The sequence below is a fragment of the Streptomyces toyocaensis genome (assembly GCF_000725125.1).
GTDB classification, from domain to species: Bacteria; Actinomycetota; Actinomycetes; order Streptomycetales; family Streptomycetaceae; genus Streptomyces; species Streptomyces toyocaensis.
On record NZ_JFCB01000014.1, the window covers coordinates 49,166 to 63,245 of the forward strand.

At 72.3% G+C, this 14,080-nt stretch carries 14 protein-coding genes, 1 pseudogene and 1 riboswitch; of the genes and pseudogenes, 9 read left to right on the top strand and 6 right to left on the bottom strand.

Translation table 11 applies throughout. The features are described 5' to 3' along the window. Positions 1-54 precede the first annotated feature (54 nt). Positions 55-2,517, top strand: coding sequence for a SpoIIE family protein phosphatase (locus tag BU52_RS16825; protein ID WP_037934887.1), 2,463 nt, complete (start codon positions 55-57; stop codon positions 2,515-2,517). A gap of 34 nt (positions 2,518-2,551) precedes the next feature. Here the strand turns inward: BU52_RS16825 and BU52_RS16830 are convergent, their stop codons facing one another. Then, the gene (locus BU52_RS16830; protein ID WP_037934890.1) at positions 2,552-3,007 is read right to left on the bottom strand and encodes an RpiB/LacA/LacB family sugar-phosphate isomerase; all 456 of its coding nucleotides are present in this window, start codon (positions 3,005-3,007) and stop codon (positions 2,552-2,554) included. Between the two features lie 186 nt (positions 3,008-3,193). Between BU52_RS16830 and BU52_RS16835 the strand changes: the two genes are divergently transcribed. Further along, the gene (locus BU52_RS16835; RefSeq protein ID WP_037934893.1) at positions 3,194-3,919 is read left to right on the top strand and encodes a lysophospholipid acyltransferase family protein; all 726 of its coding nucleotides are present in this window, start codon (positions 3,194-3,196) and stop codon (positions 3,917-3,919) included. 70 nt (positions 3,920-3,989) lie between these two features. Here the strand turns inward: BU52_RS16835 and BU52_RS16840 are convergent, their stop codons facing one another. From BU52_RS16840 to BU52_RS16845, 3 genes and pseudogenes are all read right to left on the bottom strand, one after another. After that, positions 3,990-5,600, bottom strand: coding sequence for an alpha/beta hydrolase (locus BU52_RS16840; protein WP_037934895.1), 1,611 nt, complete (start codon positions 5,598-5,600; stop codon positions 3,990-3,992). A 181-nt stretch (positions 5,601-5,781) separates the two neighbouring features. Further along, a pseudogene (locus BU52_RS36380) lies at positions 5,782-6,031 on the bottom strand (urease accessory protein UreD); the annotation flags it as partial. A 121-nt stretch (positions 6,032-6,152) separates the two neighbouring features. After that, a complete protein-coding gene (locus tag BU52_RS16845; RefSeq protein ID WP_037934897.1) occupies positions 6,153-6,443 on the bottom strand; it encodes a type II toxin-antitoxin system Phd/YefM family antitoxin in 291 nt (96 codons plus the stop codon). 68 nt (positions 6,444-6,511) lie between these two features. Here BU52_RS16845 and BU52_RS16850 point away from each other — a divergent pair, with 68 nt between their 5' ends. From BU52_RS16850 to BU52_RS16860, 3 genes are all read left to right on the top strand, one after another. Next, positions 6,512-7,147 carry an ATP-dependent Clp protease proteolytic subunit gene (locus BU52_RS16850; protein ID WP_037934899.1) on the top strand — a complete coding sequence of 212 codons (636 nt, stop codon included), beginning with the start codon at positions 6,512-6,514 and terminating at the stop codon, positions 7,145-7,147. Between the two features lie 7 nt (positions 7,148-7,154). After that, positions 7,155-7,463 (top strand): hypothetical protein, encoded by a 309-nt coding sequence (locus BU52_RS16855; RefSeq protein WP_037934902.1) that lies wholly within the window; start codon positions 7,155-7,157, stop codon positions 7,461-7,463. A gap of 350 nt (positions 7,464-7,813) precedes the next feature. Next, positions 7,814-8,000: riboswitch (cyclic di-AMP (ydaO/yuaA leader) on the top strand. Between the two features lie 3 nt (positions 8,001-8,003). Further along, positions 8,004-8,477, top strand: coding sequence for a C40 family peptidase (locus BU52_RS16860; protein WP_037934906.1), 474 nt, complete (start codon positions 8,004-8,006; stop codon positions 8,475-8,477). Between the two features lie 63 nt (positions 8,478-8,540). Here BU52_RS16860 and BU52_RS16865 read toward each other — a convergent pair whose 3' ends face one another. Then, a complete protein-coding gene (locus BU52_RS16865) occupies positions 8,541-9,008 on the bottom strand; it encodes an ATP-binding protein (RefSeq protein WP_037934909.1) in 468 nt (155 codons plus the stop codon). Positions 9,009-9,219: 211 nt separating this feature from the next. Between BU52_RS16865 and BU52_RS16870 the strand changes: the two genes are divergently transcribed. Beyond that, positions 9,220-10,080, top strand: coding sequence for a helix-turn-helix domain-containing protein (locus BU52_RS16870; RefSeq protein WP_037934914.1), 861 nt, complete (start codon positions 9,220-9,222; stop codon positions 10,078-10,080). A gap of 9 nt (positions 10,081-10,089) precedes the next feature. Beyond that, complete coding sequence (locus tag BU52_RS16875) at positions 10,090-10,314, top strand: DUF397 domain-containing protein (RefSeq protein WP_037934916.1); 225 nt, start codon at positions 10,090-10,092, stop codon at positions 10,312-10,314. Positions 10,315-10,380: 66 nt separating this feature from the next. Here BU52_RS16875 and BU52_RS16880 read toward each other — a convergent pair whose 3' ends face one another. After that, a complete protein-coding gene (locus tag BU52_RS16880) occupies positions 10,381-11,508 on the bottom strand; it encodes an 8-amino-7-oxononanoate synthase (protein ID WP_037934919.1) in 1,128 nt (375 codons plus the stop codon). 147 nt (positions 11,509-11,655) lie between these two features. On the opposite strand from BU52_RS16880, the gene bioB reads away from it, so the two are divergent. Beyond that, complete coding sequence (bioB, locus tag BU52_RS16885) at positions 11,656-12,807, top strand: biotin synthase BioB (protein WP_037934922.1); 1,152 nt, start codon at positions 11,656-11,658, stop codon at positions 12,805-12,807. After that, positions 12,800-14,080, top strand: coding sequence for an adenosylmethionine--8-amino-7-oxononanoate transaminase (locus tag BU52_RS16890; RefSeq protein WP_037934924.1), 1,281 nt, complete (start codon positions 12,800-12,802; stop codon positions 14,078-14,080). The genes bioB and BU52_RS16890 overlap by 8 nt, the downstream gene beginning before the upstream one ends.

Here is a 14,080-nt window from a genome sequence, read left to right on the forward strand (position 1 = left end):
GTGAAGATGGGGACAAGAGGTGGTAGACCACTCTCAGCGACAGAGAGGTCGGCCGTGGGCGGACACAACGAGCAGGACGCTGCCCGGCAGGGGTACGACGTGGCCGACGCCGCTCCCCTGTTGCTCGACCCGCACGGCATGGTGACGAGCTGGACCGGTCACGCCGAGCGGATGCTGGGGTACGGCGCGCAGGAGGTGCTGGGGCGGAAGTTCTCCGAGCTGCTGGTCTCCGACGACGCCGAGCGGGTGCCGGACCTGGTCGAGCGGTGCCGTTCGGGAGGGGACTGGGCGGGGCTGATGACGGCGCTGCACCGGGACGGGCGCCCGGTCGCGGTGATGGTGCGGGTCACGCCGGCCGTGGAGCCGAGGGGCCGGACGTCGCTGCTGGTGCTGCTGTCCGGGGCGGCCGGTTCGGCCGGCTGGGACATGAGCCGCACCGTGCTGGAGCGGATGGTCGCCGGGTCGCCGATCGGCATCGCGATCATGGACACGGACCTGCGCTTCGTGTGGTCCAACGCCGCGCTCGAGCAGTTCGGCGGCGGCCCGGCGGAGCGACGGCTGGGTCTGCGGCACGCCGACGTCCAGCCGGGCATGGACGCCGAGGCCGTCGAGGCGCGGATGCGGCACGTGCTGGAGACCGGCGAGCAGGTGGTCGGCTACGAGCACGTCGGCCGCGTACGGTCGGCACCGCTGCGCGAGACCGCGCATATGCTCTCGTTCACCCGCCTCGACGACGAGCGGGGCCGCCCGATCGGCCTGTACTACACGGTCGTGGACGTCACCGATTGGCACCGTGCCCGGCAGCGCCTCGCCCTGCTCGACCGGGCCGGCGGGCACATCGGCCGCTCCCTCGACATCACGAGCACCGCGCAGGAACTGGCGGACGTCGCCGTGCCGGGCCTCGCGGACTTCGTCACCGTGGACCTGCTGGAGACGGTGCTGCGCGGCGCCGAACCCCCGCCGGGCCCCGTCGGCGACCGGGACCGGGTGCCCCTGCGCCGGGCGGGCCACCGCTCGGCCTACGAGGACCTGCCGCGGACGGCCGTCGACACCGGTGCGGTCGTGCCCTATCTGGCGGACTCCCCGCCCGTGCGCTGCCTGACCACGGGCCGGCCCTGGCGTCAGGAGCAGCTCGACCCGCTCGCCCTGGAGTGGGCCGCCGTCACGCCGGGCGACCGGGCGCACACCTTCCTGGAGCTGGGGCTGCAGAGCGTGATGATCGTCCCGATCCGGGCCCGGGGCGTCACCCTGGGCGTCACCACCTTCTTCCGTCGCCGCCGCGAGAACCCGTTCGACGCGGACGACCTCAGTCTCGCGGAGGACCTCGTCTCCCGCGCCGCCGTCAGTGTGGACAACGCCCGGCGCTACACCCGTGAGCGGGACGCGGCGCTCGCCCTCCAGCGCAGCCTGCTCCCCCGCCGGCTGCCCGCACAGGACGCCGTCGAGGTGTCCGCGTGCTACCGCCCGGCCGACGAGCTGACCGGTCTCGGCGGCGACTGGTACGACCTCGTCCCGCTGTCGGGCGCCCGCGTCGCCCTGGTCGTCGGCGAGGTACCGGGGCACGGCATCGACGCCGCCGCGGCCATGGGACGGCTGCGCACGGCCGTACGGACGCTGGCCGCGATCGATCTGCCGCCCGAGGAGGTGCTCGCCCACCTGGACGACCTGGTCTCCCGGTCGGAGCGGGAGGAGGGCGAGGGCGAGGCGGAGCCCGGGGACGACGACCCTGGCCGGTCGCTGGGGGCCGGCTGCCTGTACGTCGTGTACGACCCGGTGGACGGCCGGTGCGCGATGGCCGCCGCCGGTCACCCCGCGCCCGCCGTGGTGGCACCGGACGGCACGGTGACCTTCGTCGACCTCCCGCAGGGCCCCCCGCTCGGTGTGGGCGGCCCGCCGTTCGAGGCGGTGGAGCTGACCCTGGCCGAGGGCAGCACGCTCGCGCTGCACACGGACGGTCTGCTCGCCCGTGGGGACTCCTGGTCCGTCGACGCGGACCGGGAGCGGCTGCGGCGGGCGCTGGCCGGGGCGCCGGCCGACCTTGAGCTGGGGTGCCGGGCCGTCGTCGACGCGCTGGTCCCGGCCCGTCCGTACGACGACGTGGCCCTGCTGCTGGCCCGTACCAGGCGTCTCGCGCCGGAACAGGTCGCGGTCCGCGAGCTGCCGGTGGATCCGGCCGTGGTGGCCGAGGCACGCAGGGCCACCGCCCGGCAACTGGCCCGATGGGGGCTGGAGGAGCTGGCCTTCACCACGGAGCTGCTGGTCAGCGAATTGGTCACCAACGCGATCCGGCACGCCACCGGGCCGGTCACGCTGCGGCTGATCCGTGAGCGCGCGCTGTTCTGCGAGGTCCTCGACGGTGGCCCCACCGCGCCGCATCTGCGTCATCCCCGCGCGATGGACGAGGGCGGGCGTGGACTGCTGCTGGTCTCCCAGCTGACACAGCGGTGGGGTACGCGGTTCGTCCCCGACGGGAAGATCATCTGGGCGGAGCAGGCACTGACCGCGCCGTCGGAGTGAGGCGGTGGCCGGCGACCGGCGCCGGCCGCCGGGGTCAGGAACCCGCGCGGGTGCGGTCGAGGCGTGCCGTGCGTTCCACGTTGCGCCGGTCCGCCGGGTCGTCGCTGGGCGTGGCCGCGAACCAGGCGTCGAGGATCTCGCCGAGCAGCGGCGCGGACGTCAGCCGCAGGCTGAGCGCCAGGACGTTGGCGTCGTTCCAGCGGCGCGCCCCGTCCGCCGTGTAGGCGTCCGTGCACAGGGCGGCGCGCACGCCGGGCACCTTGTTGGCGGCGATCGAGGCGCCCGTGCCGGTCCAGCAGCACACCACCGCCTGATCGGCCGTTCCGTCGGCCACCTCACGCGCCGCCGCCGCCGAGCAGACCGCCCACTGCGGATCGTCCCCGGGGCTCAGCGCGCCGTGCGCGCTCACCTCGTGGCCGCGGTCGCGCAGTTCGGCGAGGAGGGCACGGGCCACGGGTTCGTCCATGTCGGAGGAGACGGAGATCCGCATGCCGGGGAGCCTACTCCCCGGAGCCCGTCCTCCGGCCGGTCCGGACGTCCGGCCGGTCCGTTCCTCTCGCGCCGAACGTGGTGCCGGGCCGTGCCGCGCGGTCCTAGACTGGCACCTCACGACGTGCCGGACGACCTGCTGGAACGCGGCGGCACTGCCCGTTCGTCAGAGTCGAGGAGCGTGCTTTTGTTCTACTACCTGCTCAAATACGTGCTGCTGGGCCCGCTGCTGAGACTGACCTTCCGGCCACGCATAGAAGGCCTGGCGCATGTTCCGTCGTCCGGCGCCGCCATCGTCGCGGGCAACCACCTGTCGTTCTCGGACCACTTCCTGATGCCGGCCGTCCTCAAACGGCGCATCACCTTCCTCGCCAAGGCCGAGTACTTCACCGGTCCCGGCCTCAAGGGCCGGCTGACGGCGTTCTTCTTCCGCAGCGCGGGACAGATCCCCGTCGACCGCTCCGGCAAGGAGGCCGGGCAGGCCGCCATCCGCGAGGGGCTCGGGGTGCTGAGCAAGGGGGAACTGCTCGGCATCTACCCGGAGGGCACGCGCTCGCACGACGGACGCCTCTACAAGGGCAAGGTGGGCGTCGCGGTGATGGCCCTCAGGGCGGGCGTCCCGGTGGTTCCCTGCGCGATGATCGGCACGTTCGAGGCGCAGCCGCCCGGCAAGGTCGTCCCGCGGATCCGCCCCGTGGTGATCCGCTTCGGCGAACCGCTGGACTTCTCGCGCTACGAGGGGATGGAGAACGAGAAGGCGGTGCTGCGCGCCGTCACCGACGAGATCATGTACGCCATCCTCACGCTGTCCGGCCAGGAGTACGTCGACCAGTACGCCGCCGTCGCCAAGGCCGAGGAGGCCGAGCGCGGGGCGGAGGACAAGCGCCGGTTCCCGCGTCTGCCGCGGAACTGATCCGGGGGAACACACGGGCGAGGGGCGGCCGGAGAGTTCCGGCCGCCCCTCGTGTCGTGGGAGGAAGGCGCTACGGCTTCGGCGTGGCGTGCGGTGCGCAGGTCACGTCGGACCGGTCCAGCTCGCCGGTGAGCAGGTAGGCGTCCACCCGGTCGTTGACGCAGGGGTTGACCAGACCGGTGACCCCGTGGGACCCGGCGTCCCGCTCGGTGACGAGGCGGGAGCCCCTGAGCCGCTGGTGCAGTTCGACGGCGCCCGTGTACGGGGTGGCCGCGTCGCGCTCGGCCTGGACGATCAGCACCGGGGGCAGGTCCTTGCCGGACTTGACGTCCACGGGCGTGTGCTGCTTGACCGGCCAGGTGGCGCAGGGGAGGTTCATCCAGGCGTTGGCCCAGGTCATGAACGGGTGGTCCTTGTGCAGCCGCGTGTTGTCGCGGTCCCAGGTGCGCCAGTTGGTGGGCCACTTGGCGTCGGTGCACTCGACGGCCGTGTAGACGGCGTTGCCGTTCTCCGCGGCCGCGTTGCCCGCGGTGTCGGTGAGGTCGGGGGCGGCGGCGTCGACGAGCGCCTGGGTGTCACCGGCGACGTACTTGCTGAAGACGGTCGCGACGGGGATCCACGCCGAGTCGTAGTACGGGGCGCTCTGGAAGAAGCCGATCAGCTCGGCTGGTCCGACGACTCCGCCGATCGGGTCCTTCGCGGCGGTGGCGCGCAGCTTCAGCCACTGAGCCTGGACGGCGTCGCGGGTGGTGCCGAGGTGGAAGGTGGCGTCGTTCTCGGCGACCCAGTCCTGCCAGTCCTTCCAGCGGCCCTCGAAGGCGACGTCCTGGTCCAGGTTGGCCTGGTACCAGATCTTCTCGCGGGAGGGGTTGACGACGCTGTCGACGACCATGCGGCGCACGTGGCCCGGGAAGAGGGTGGCGTAGACGGCGCCGAGGTAGGTGCCGTAGGAGACGCCGAGGAAGTTGAGCTGCTTCTCGCCCAGGGCGGCGCGGATGACGTCGAGGTCGCGCGCGGTGTTCGGCGTGGTCATGTGCGGCAACATCTCGCCGCTGCGCTCGTAGCAGCCCTCGGCGTACTCACGGGCGAGCTTGCGCTGAGCCAGCTTGTCGGCCTCGTCGCGGGGCACCGGGTCCATCTTCGGCGCCTTGACGAACTCCTGCGGGTCGGCGCACGAGATGGGCGCCGACTTGCCCACGCCGCGCGGGTCGAAGCCCACGAAGTCGTACGCCTTGGCCGTGTTGGCCCAGACGGGGTTCTTTCCGGTGACCCGGGCGGGGAAGCGCAGGCCCGAGCCGCCGGGGCCGCCGGGGTTGTACAGCAGCGCGCCCTGTCGCTCGCCCGGGGTACCGGTGTTGCCTATGCGGTCGACGGCGAGCTTGATCTGCTTGCCGTACGGCTTGGCGTAGTCCAGGGGCACCGAGACCCAGCCGCACTGGATGGGCTTGGCCAGGTTCCAGTCGGCGGGGCAGTCCTGCCAGTCGATGCCGCGCTCGGCGGCCCGGGCAGCGGCGACGGCCACGCCCCTGGCCTCTCGGTCCTTGCCGTGGTACGCAGTCGCCGTGGGCGCCGTGGCGTTCGCCGTGGGTGCCGCGACGGCGCCGGCGACGAGTGTGGCCGCGACGAGCACGCCGGCCGAACCGAGCGCCTTGGCCCGCCTCTTCGGTCCGCTGTCCGTCAAGTGGTGCCTCCCCGTTCCTCGTTGTGATGGATACGGGGGATCCTCGCCGCTCGGGGGTTCCCGGGAACAGGGGCGATGCCCCTTCTTTGCCAATCCGATAACCGGATAAGCGGGTTCCATCAATCGGACACCGGGCCGAAGAAGGCCGATGCCCCGCCGAGGAGGCGGCACAGCCGCAGCGCACGGCGGGCACCGGCGCGGCGGGGCCCGGGAGGGTCAGGACGGCGGCACCTCCTCCCGGCGCTGCCGCGGGGACGGGCTGGTCCTCGAACCAGGGCCACACCATGACGCGTTGAGACGGCTCGTGGTCCGCCCGGCACGGCAGGGGCGTCCCGGCCACCGGGCGCCCCAGGGCCGCGGGCCAACCGCTGGTCGAGGACGGTTCGACCCGCGATCCGCAGGGTCGGACGGGAGGTGAGCCGTCCGGGGTCCACCCGTGGGCACGGGGCGGGCGAGGGGCCCGGGCCCCCGGGACAGGTCCCGGCCACGGGGACCCGGAGGGCGGCCGGGCGGCGTTCCGGGACGTCGACCGCGCGGTACGCCCCGCCACGCCTACGAGGTGGCCGGCCCCCGGTGCTCGGCGGCGATGCCGAACCGCCGGTGTTCGCGGGGAGCGGACGCGACCTCGCGCACGCCGGCCACCGTGCTGATCACCCGCTCCCCCGCGGACTCCTCCTCCTGCTGCTGGAGCTCCTCGAGTCGTCGCAGGTCATCGGCGGACACGAGAGCGACCAGGGGCTTGCCGTGCCGGGTGACGACGACCCGTTCGCCGCCGTACACCACACGGTTGATCAGATCGGCCAGCTCGGCCCTCGCTTGGGTCACCGGAATCTCGTAGGCCATGGGTCCATCATAACGTGATGTACGTCCTGTACATTTTTTACAGACGCCACCAGACAGGAGGGGCTCTCATGACCCGACCGTCCGCCCGCTACGTCCTGCCCGAGTTCACCGAACGCACGACATCCGGCCAACGGACGACGGACCCCTACGCGAAGCTGCTCCAGGAGCGGATCGTCATCCTCGGGACGCAGATCGACGAGACGTCCGCGAACGACGTGATGGCCCAGTTCATGTACCTCGAGCACCACGCCCCCGACCGGGACATCTCGCTCTACGTCAACTCCCCCGGCGGCTCCTTCCCCGCCATGTCGGCGATCCACGACACGCTGCGCTTCGTCACCTGCGACGTGGAGACGATCTGCCTGGGCCGGGCGGAGGGAGCCGCCGCGCTGCTGCTGGCCGCCGGCACCCCGGGCAAGCGGTTCGTGCTGCCCGGCTCCCGCGTGGTGCTCCGCCAGCCCGCCCTCCCGAAGCCGGTCGAGGGGCAGACGAGCGATCTGACCATCCAGTCGCAGGAGTTGTCCCGGATCCGGGCCCGGATGGAGGAGATGCTCGTCCGGTACACGGGTCGCACCGCGGCGCAGGTCCGGGCCGACGTCGAGCGGGACACGGTCCTCGACGCGCAGGGTGCGGTGGACCACGGCCTGGCGGACCGCATCGTGCCCCACCGCAGGGCCGTGCACCCGGCCACCGGCGCGAGGTGAGCCACGCATGCTTCCCCCGGAACTGCCTCCCCTGCCCGCGCTGACCCGCGCGGAGGCCGAGCTGATCGACCGTTACCTGGAGGTCGTGGACCTGCTCGGCCGGATCAACCCGGCCGCGGCCGGCGACACCTACGGCGGGTTGCGCGCGGCCCAGGCCCTGGTCGGCAAGGCCGTCGCGCTGCGTGACGCGCTGACCGTGATGCACCGCCGCGGCGAGACCGACCTGCACTCCGCCACCCTGGCCCGGGCGCTGCGGGTGCTGGACGGCGAGCGGCGCACGGCGCGGGTCACGCTGCCTCCGGAGCCGGGGAGTTGACACCGGCACGCGCGCGGACGACGGACCGGACGGCGGGCCGCCACGCCGGGGGTTGAAACGGCCCGAACGGCGTACCCCCATCCGGCGTAGACGAACCTCCTGTTTTCGGGCGGTTCGAGTTGCACAACCCACGCGCCCCGAGGGCGGAATGGCGCATTCCGCTGCTGGTCCGGGGCTCCTCCCTGCCCTGGACGGAGGATCGAACAGGGCAGTGTCCACCCGAACGGGTGATTGGTGAGTAACAACACAAACCCCACGTTCCGTTGGGTTTTCGATCGCGTCATGAGCCAAGATCCCTGACTGACGACAAGACCCCGCCGCCGCGGCGGGGCGATCCGGGCGGACGCCGAGTCCTGCCGCCGCCCGGATGACCGGTCGACAGGAGTGGATCGGCAGGAGTGGAGGACCCAAGCACGACGGGTCGCCGGAACGTCCGTTCCGAGCAGCCCTTGGGGTGAAGCCGCACTCGTGCGGCCGGGCAACTTCGCCAGCCCGAATCCGACAGGTCATCCTTCACAGGCGGCTGACGAAGGGTTGCGCATGACTGCGCTCAATCGTGTCCCGTCTCTCATGGCCCGCGCCGGTACGGCCTCGGCCCTCACCCTGGCCGCCGTGGGCGCCTCCGTCGTGGTCCCCGGCACCGCCTCGGAGGCGGCCGCCGCGAGCTCCGCCACCAAGGCACTGCGCGTCGCCGCCTCCAAGGAGGGCGCGCCGTACCAGTGGGGCGCCATCGGACCGCACCGTTTCGACTGCTCGGGTCTGACGCTCTACTCGTTCAAGAAGGCGGGCAAGAAGCTGCCGCGCACCGCCGCCCAGCAGTACAACAAGACGCGTCACATCTCCGCGGGCAGCCGCAGGGCCGGAGACCTGGTGTTCTTCCACTCGGGCGGCTACGTCTACCACGTCGGCATCTACGCCGGTAAGGGCAAGATCTGGCACGCCCCCAAGACCGGAGACGTGGTGCGTCTGCAGAAGATCTGGACCCGGAGCGTCTCGTACGGCCGGGTCGGGTGAGCAGGCGGGGCGGCGGCACCCGGCGAGTACCGCCGCCCCCACCTGCTCGACCACGCGTGGTCCCTACGGTTCCTGCTGTCCCGCCGCCGTGACCGCTTCGCCGGCCTGGGCGGTCCAGGTCCAGGGGAGGTGGACCGAGACGGTCTTGCCGCCCTCACGCGTGGAGCGGATCCTGAGCCCTCCCCCGCACTCCGCCATCAGCCATCGGATGATGACGAGCCCGCGTCCGTTGTCCTGCTGGACGGCGGCGGGCAGCCGCTTGGGGAGACGGGGGTGACTGTCCGTCACCCCGATGTACACCCGTTCGTCGCGGACCAGGGCGACGTCCACCGTGAACGTGGGTGACTGCCCGAACGTGTGCTGCACGGCGTTCGTGGCGAGTTCGGAGACGATCAGCCGCACGGTGTCGGACAGCTCCGTCCCCGCCGGCATGCCCCATTCCACCAGCGTGCCCACCACGTGGGCCCGTGCGGCGGAGACCGAGGCGGGATCGCTCGGCAGAGTGATGGATGCTTCCAGGTGGTCTGCCATGGCGAGTCGTCCCTTTCCCACGGGACCGCAGTCCGACACGGAGCGGTTGGTTCGAGTACGGTCCCGCACTGGTGCTTCGCCGCCAGACTGCCATCACCGCACGGCACAGAGCGGCGATCCACCAGGATATGCATATATCTGTCGCTCAATGCGGTGAACTCTGCGACGGGAGACCGTATACGGGCGGCTCGGAAGGAGTAAGGAGAAGCCCATGCAGCACGGCCCCGCGGTGCGCCGCCGGAAACTGGGCGCCGAATTGCGCGCGCTGCGCACCTCGGCGGGACTCACCAGCGGTGAGGCGGCCCGGCTGGCGGGCTGGCACCAGTCGAAGGTGAGCCGGATCGAGACGGGCACGAGCGGGGTGAAACCGGCCGATGTGCGCCTGCTGCTCGACGTCTACGGGGTGGCCGACCGGCAGTTGCGGGAGTTGCTGCTGGTGCTGTCGGGCAGCAGTGACGACGGTGGCCGGCACCACTGGTGGCACGCCTACCGCGGTGTCCTGCCGCCCACCTACCGGGACTTCATCAGCCTGGAGTCGCAGGCGAGCGCGATGCGCACCCTGGAGACCACGGTGATCCCGGGGCTGCTGCAGACGCCGGAGTACGCGCGGGCGGTGACCGAGGCGGCCCTTGAGGGCACTTCGGCGGAGCGGCTGGACGCCCTGGTGGAGGTGCGGCTGGCCCGCCAGGACGTGCTGCGGACCGAGCCTCCTCTGGAGCTCAGCGCGGTCCTGGACGAGGCGGTGCTGCGCCGGGAGGTCGGCGGTCCGGGGGTGATGAGCCGCCAGCTCGGCCGGCTGGTCGAGGCGGCCCGGCTGCCGCACGTACGGTTGCAGGTCCTGCCGTTCTCCGCCGGGGCGCACATCGGCGTCACCGGCCCTTTCGTCATTTTTTCATTTTCGCGCACTTCTGATCTCGACGTGGTTGTTCTCGACCACTTGACGAGTAGCCACCATCTGGAGCGGAAAGAAGACCTCCGGGCCTATGTGGAGGCCTTCAACGCCCTTTCGGTCCACGCCCTTTCACCCGAGGACTCGTTGGATTTCATCGCCGGCGCAGCAGCCGGCGCGTAAGGAGGCACGATGCCCGCACCGCCTCGGACCATCCCTTCCAGCCTTGATCTGGGCGACGTGCGCTGGCTGCGCAGCAGCTACAGCACGGGCGCCAACAACTGCGTCGAGACGGCCCGGCCGGCCACAGGCCCCCTGGCCGGGCTCCTCGCCGTGCGCGACTCCAAGACCCCGGACGGACCGGCGCTGCTCTTCTCCCCAGCGAGCTGGGCGGAGTTCACGGCCGCCGTCGGCTGACCCGGCCCCCGTTCACCGGTCCCACCGGTCAACCGTTCGTGCGACGCACGGCCGTGCCCCGCCGACTCATGGCCGCGTTTCGCCGATCACCCGTACAGCGCGTTCGATCTCTGCCCCGGACAGGTCCGTGCGGGCGGTCAGTCTGAGCCGTGAGATGCCGTCGGGCACGGAAGGAGGACGGAAACAGCCCACGGACAGGCCGGCCGCCCGGCAGTCGGCCGCCCATCGCACGGCCTGCTCCGGGGAGGGGGCGCGTACGGAGACGACCGCGGCGTCCGGGGGCACCGCCTCCAGACCCGCGGCCGTCAGCCGGTCGTACAGCTCACGCGCCACCGCGCCCGCCCGTGCCGCACGGGCGGGCTCCCGGCGCAGCAGCCGGAGGGCCGCCAGTGCCGCACCCGCCGCCGCCGGAGCGAGACCCGTGTCGAAGATGAACGTCCGTGCCGCGTTGACCAGATGCTCGATCACCCGGGCCGGTCCGAGCACCGCTCCGCCCTGGCTGCCGAGCGACTTGGACAGCGTCACCGTCACCACGACGTCCTCGGCGCCCGCGACGCCCGCCGCGTGCGGGGCCCCGCGGCCGCCGTCGCCCAGTACGCCGAGCCCGTGCGCGTCGTCCAGCACCAGACCCGCGCCGTGCTCGCGGCACGCCTCGGCCAGTCCCGTGAGCGGGGCGGCGTCCCCGTCCACCGAGAAGACCGTGTCGGAGACGGCCACCGCGGGTCCGTCGTGCCCGACGAGCGCCTGGCGCACCGCGTCGGGGTCGGAGTGCGCCACGACCTGGGTCGTCCCGCGGGCCAGCCGGCAGCCGTCGATCAGGGAGGCGTGGTTGCCCGCGTCGGAGACGATCAGGGAGCCGTGCGGGGCCAGCGCGGTGACGGCGGCGAGGTTGGCCGCATAGCCGGAGGAGAAGACCAGGGCCGCCTCGAAGCCGCAGAATCCGGCCAGCTCACGTTCCAGTTCGGTGTGGAGTTCGGTGGTGCCGGTGACGAGCCGGGAGCCGGTCGCGCCGCCGCCCCAGGTCCGCGCGGCCCGCGCGGCCCCCTCGGTGACCTCGGGGTGGCGGGCCAGCCCCAGGTAGTCGTTGCTCGCCAGATCGAGCAGCGGCGTGCCGGCGGCCCGGGGGCGCAGGATGCGGACCAGTCCGGCCCGGCGGCGCAGTTCCGCCTGCTCGTCGATCCAGCCGAACGCCATGGGTCCTCCGGTCGTTTTGTAGGCAGTGCACAGACACTAGCGGGAGGCCGGGCGGACCACTGTGTGGTGATACCCACACCTCCGAGCGCCTCTGTTGTACGAACTCTCCTTGGCCCGAGTGGGTCGGATACGACAGGATCGGCTCTCATGGACCTGCTGAACACGCTGGTGGACAAGGGGCTTCGGCGCGAGACGCCGACCCGCGCGGAAGCGCTGGCCGTCCTCGCGACGTCCGACGACGACCTGCTCGATGTGGTGGCGGCGGCCGGAAGGGTGCGCCGGCACTGGTTCGGCCGCCGGGTGAAACTGAACTATCTCGTCAACCTCAAGTCCGGCCTGTGCCCCGAGGACTGCTCGTACTGCTCCCAGCGGCTCGGCTCCAGGGCCGACATCCTGAAGTACACCTGGCTCAAGCCGGACGAGGCGTCACAGGCCGCCGCCGCCGGTCTCGCGGGCGGTGCCAAGCGGGTGTGCCTGGTGGCCAGCGGCCGGGGCCCGACCGACCGTGACGTGGACCGGGTCTCCGACACCATCAAGGCGATCAAGGAACAGAACGAGGGCGTCGAGGTGTGCGCCTGTCTGGGCCTGCTCTCCGACGGCCAGGCCGAACGGCTGCGCGAGGCGGGAGCGGACGCCTACAACCACAACCTCAACACCTCCGAGTCGACGTACGGGGACATCACGACCACGCACACGTACGCCGACCGGGTGGACACGGTGCACAAGGCACACGCGGCCGGCCTGTCCGCCTGCTCGGGGCTGATCGCCGGCATGGGCGAGTCCGACGAGGACCTGGTCGACGTGGTCTTCGCGCTGCGCGAGCTGGACCCGGACTCGGTCCCGGTCAACTTCCTGATCCCGTTCGAGGGGACGCCGCTCGCGAAGGAGTGGAACCTGACCCCGCAGCGGTGTCTGCGCATCCTGGCGATGGTGCGGTTCGTCTGCCCGGACGTCGAGGTGCGGATCGCCGGCGGCCGTGAGGTCCATCTGCGCACGATGCAGCCGCTCGCGCTGCACCTCGCCAACTCGATCTTCCTCGGCGACTACCTGACCAGCGAGGGCCAGGCCGGCAGGGCGGACCTGGAGATGATCGCGGACGCCGGGTTCGAGGTGGAGGGCACCGACCGGGTGACGTTGCCCGAACACCGCGTGGGTGGCGGCTGCGGGTCCCACGAGGGCGGCGGGGCGTGCGGTCCGGCGGCCGCGGGTTCCTGCGGGAGCGCGGCCGATGAGCCGCGCCCGGATCTGGTCGCCGTGCGCCGCCGGGGCGCCGGAACGGACCTCGCGCCCAATGCCTGAGCGGTCCGTCGCCGAACTGCTGGAACTGGACCGGCGGCACGTCTGGCACCCGTACGGGCCCATGCCGGGCCGTCAGGAACCGCTCGTCGTGGAGTCGGCGAGCGGGGTACGGCTGCGGCTCGCCGACGGCTCGGGGGAACTGGTCGACGGGATGTCGTCCTGGTGGTCGGCGATCCACGGCTACAACCACCCGGTGCTCAACGAGGCCGCGCGCGACCAGCTCGGGCGGATGAGCCATGTGATGTTCGGCGGGCTCACCCACGAGCCCGCCGTGCGGCTGGCGAAGCTGCTTGTCGACATGTCGCCGGACGGTCTCGAGCACGTGTTCCTCGCCGACTCCGGGTCGGTGTCGGTCGAGGTCGCGGTGAAGATGTGCCTGCAGTACTGGCGTTCGCTGGGCCGGCCGGAGAAGCGGCGGCTGCTGACCTGGCGGGGCGGTTACCACGGTGACACGTGGCAGCCGATGTCGGTGTGCGACCCCGAGGGCGGGATGCACGAGCTGTGGTCCGGGGTGCTGCCGCGCCAGGTGTTCGCCGAGGCGCCGCCCGAGGGGTACGAGGAGTCCTACGCGGACCATCTGCGGGAGACGGTCGAACGGCACGCGGGAGAACTCGCCGCGGTGATCGTGGAGCCGGTGGTGCAGGGGGCGGGCGGGATGCGGTTCCACTCCCCCGCGTACCTGCGGGTGCTGCGCGAGGCGTGCGACGCGCACGACGTGCTGCTGGTGTTCGACGAGATCGCGACGGGGTTCGGCCGCACGGGCGCGTTGTTCGCGGCGGGGCACGCGGCGGTCACGCCGGATGTCATGTGCGTGGGCAAGGCCCTGACCGGCGGTTATCTGACAATGGCGGCGACGCTGTGCACCGCGCGGGTGGCCGAGGGCATCTCCCGCGGTGAGGTACCCGTGCTGGCGCACGGTCCGACGTTCATGGCCAATCCGCTGGCGGCGGCCGTGGCCTGCGCCTCCCTCGGGCTGCTGCTCGGGCAGGACTGGCTCGCGGAGGTCAAGCGGATCGAGACGGGCCTGCGGGAGGGACTGGCCCCGGCGGCCGGGCTGCCCGGTGTCAGGGACGTGCGGGTGCTCGGCGCCATCGGGGTCGTGCAGCTCGGTCACGCCGTCGACGTGGAGGCGGCCACCCGGGCGGCGGTGCGCGAGGGGGTGTGGCTGCGGCCGTTCCGCGACCTGATCTACACCATGCCGCCGTATGTCACGGGTGACGCGGACGTGGCGCGCATCACCCGTGCGGTGTGCGCGGCGGCCGAGGAGGGATGA

Bases quoted from the DNA above. Each gene is read 5' to 3' on its own strand.
- BU52_RS16830 (WP_037934890.1), bottom strand. From the start codon at position 3,007: ATGCGGATCTCCGTCTCCTCCGACATGGACGAACCCGTGGCCCGTGCC.
- BU52_RS16845 (WP_037934897.1), bottom strand. From the start codon at position 6,443: ATGGCCTACGAGATTCCGGTGACCCAAGCGAGGGCCGAGCTGGCCGAT.
- BU52_RS16850 (WP_037934899.1), top strand. From the start codon at position 6,512: ATGACCCGACCGTCCGCCCGCTACGTCCTGCCCGAGTTCACCGAACGC.
- BU52_RS16855 (WP_037934902.1), top strand. From the start codon at position 7,155: ATGCTTCCCCCGGAACTGCCTCCCCTGCCCGCGCTGACCCGCGCGGAG.
- BU52_RS16860 (WP_037934906.1), top strand. From the start codon at position 8,004: ATGACTGCGCTCAATCGTGTCCCGTCTCTCATGGCCCGCGCCGGTACG.
- BU52_RS16865 (WP_037934909.1), bottom strand. From the start codon at position 9,008: ATGGCAGACCACCTGGAAGCATCCATCACTCTGCCGAGCGATCCCGCC.
- BU52_RS16870 (WP_037934914.1), top strand. From the start codon at position 9,220: ATGCAGCACGGCCCCGCGGTGCGCCGCCGGAAACTGGGCGCCGAATTG.
- BU52_RS16875 (WP_037934916.1), top strand. From the start codon at position 10,090: ATGCCCGCACCGCCTCGGACCATCCCTTCCAGCCTTGATCTGGGCGAC.
- BU52_RS16880 (WP_037934919.1), bottom strand. From the start codon at position 11,508: ATGGCGTTCGGCTGGATCGACGAGCAGGCGGAACTGCGCCGCCGGGCC.
- bioB (WP_037934922.1), top strand. From the start codon at position 11,656: ATGGACCTGCTGAACACGCTGGTGGACAAGGGGCTTCGGCGCGAGACG.
- BU52_RS16890 (WP_037934924.1), top strand. From the start codon at position 12,800: ATGCCTGAGCGGTCCGTCGCCGAACTGCTGGAACTGGACCGGCGGCAC.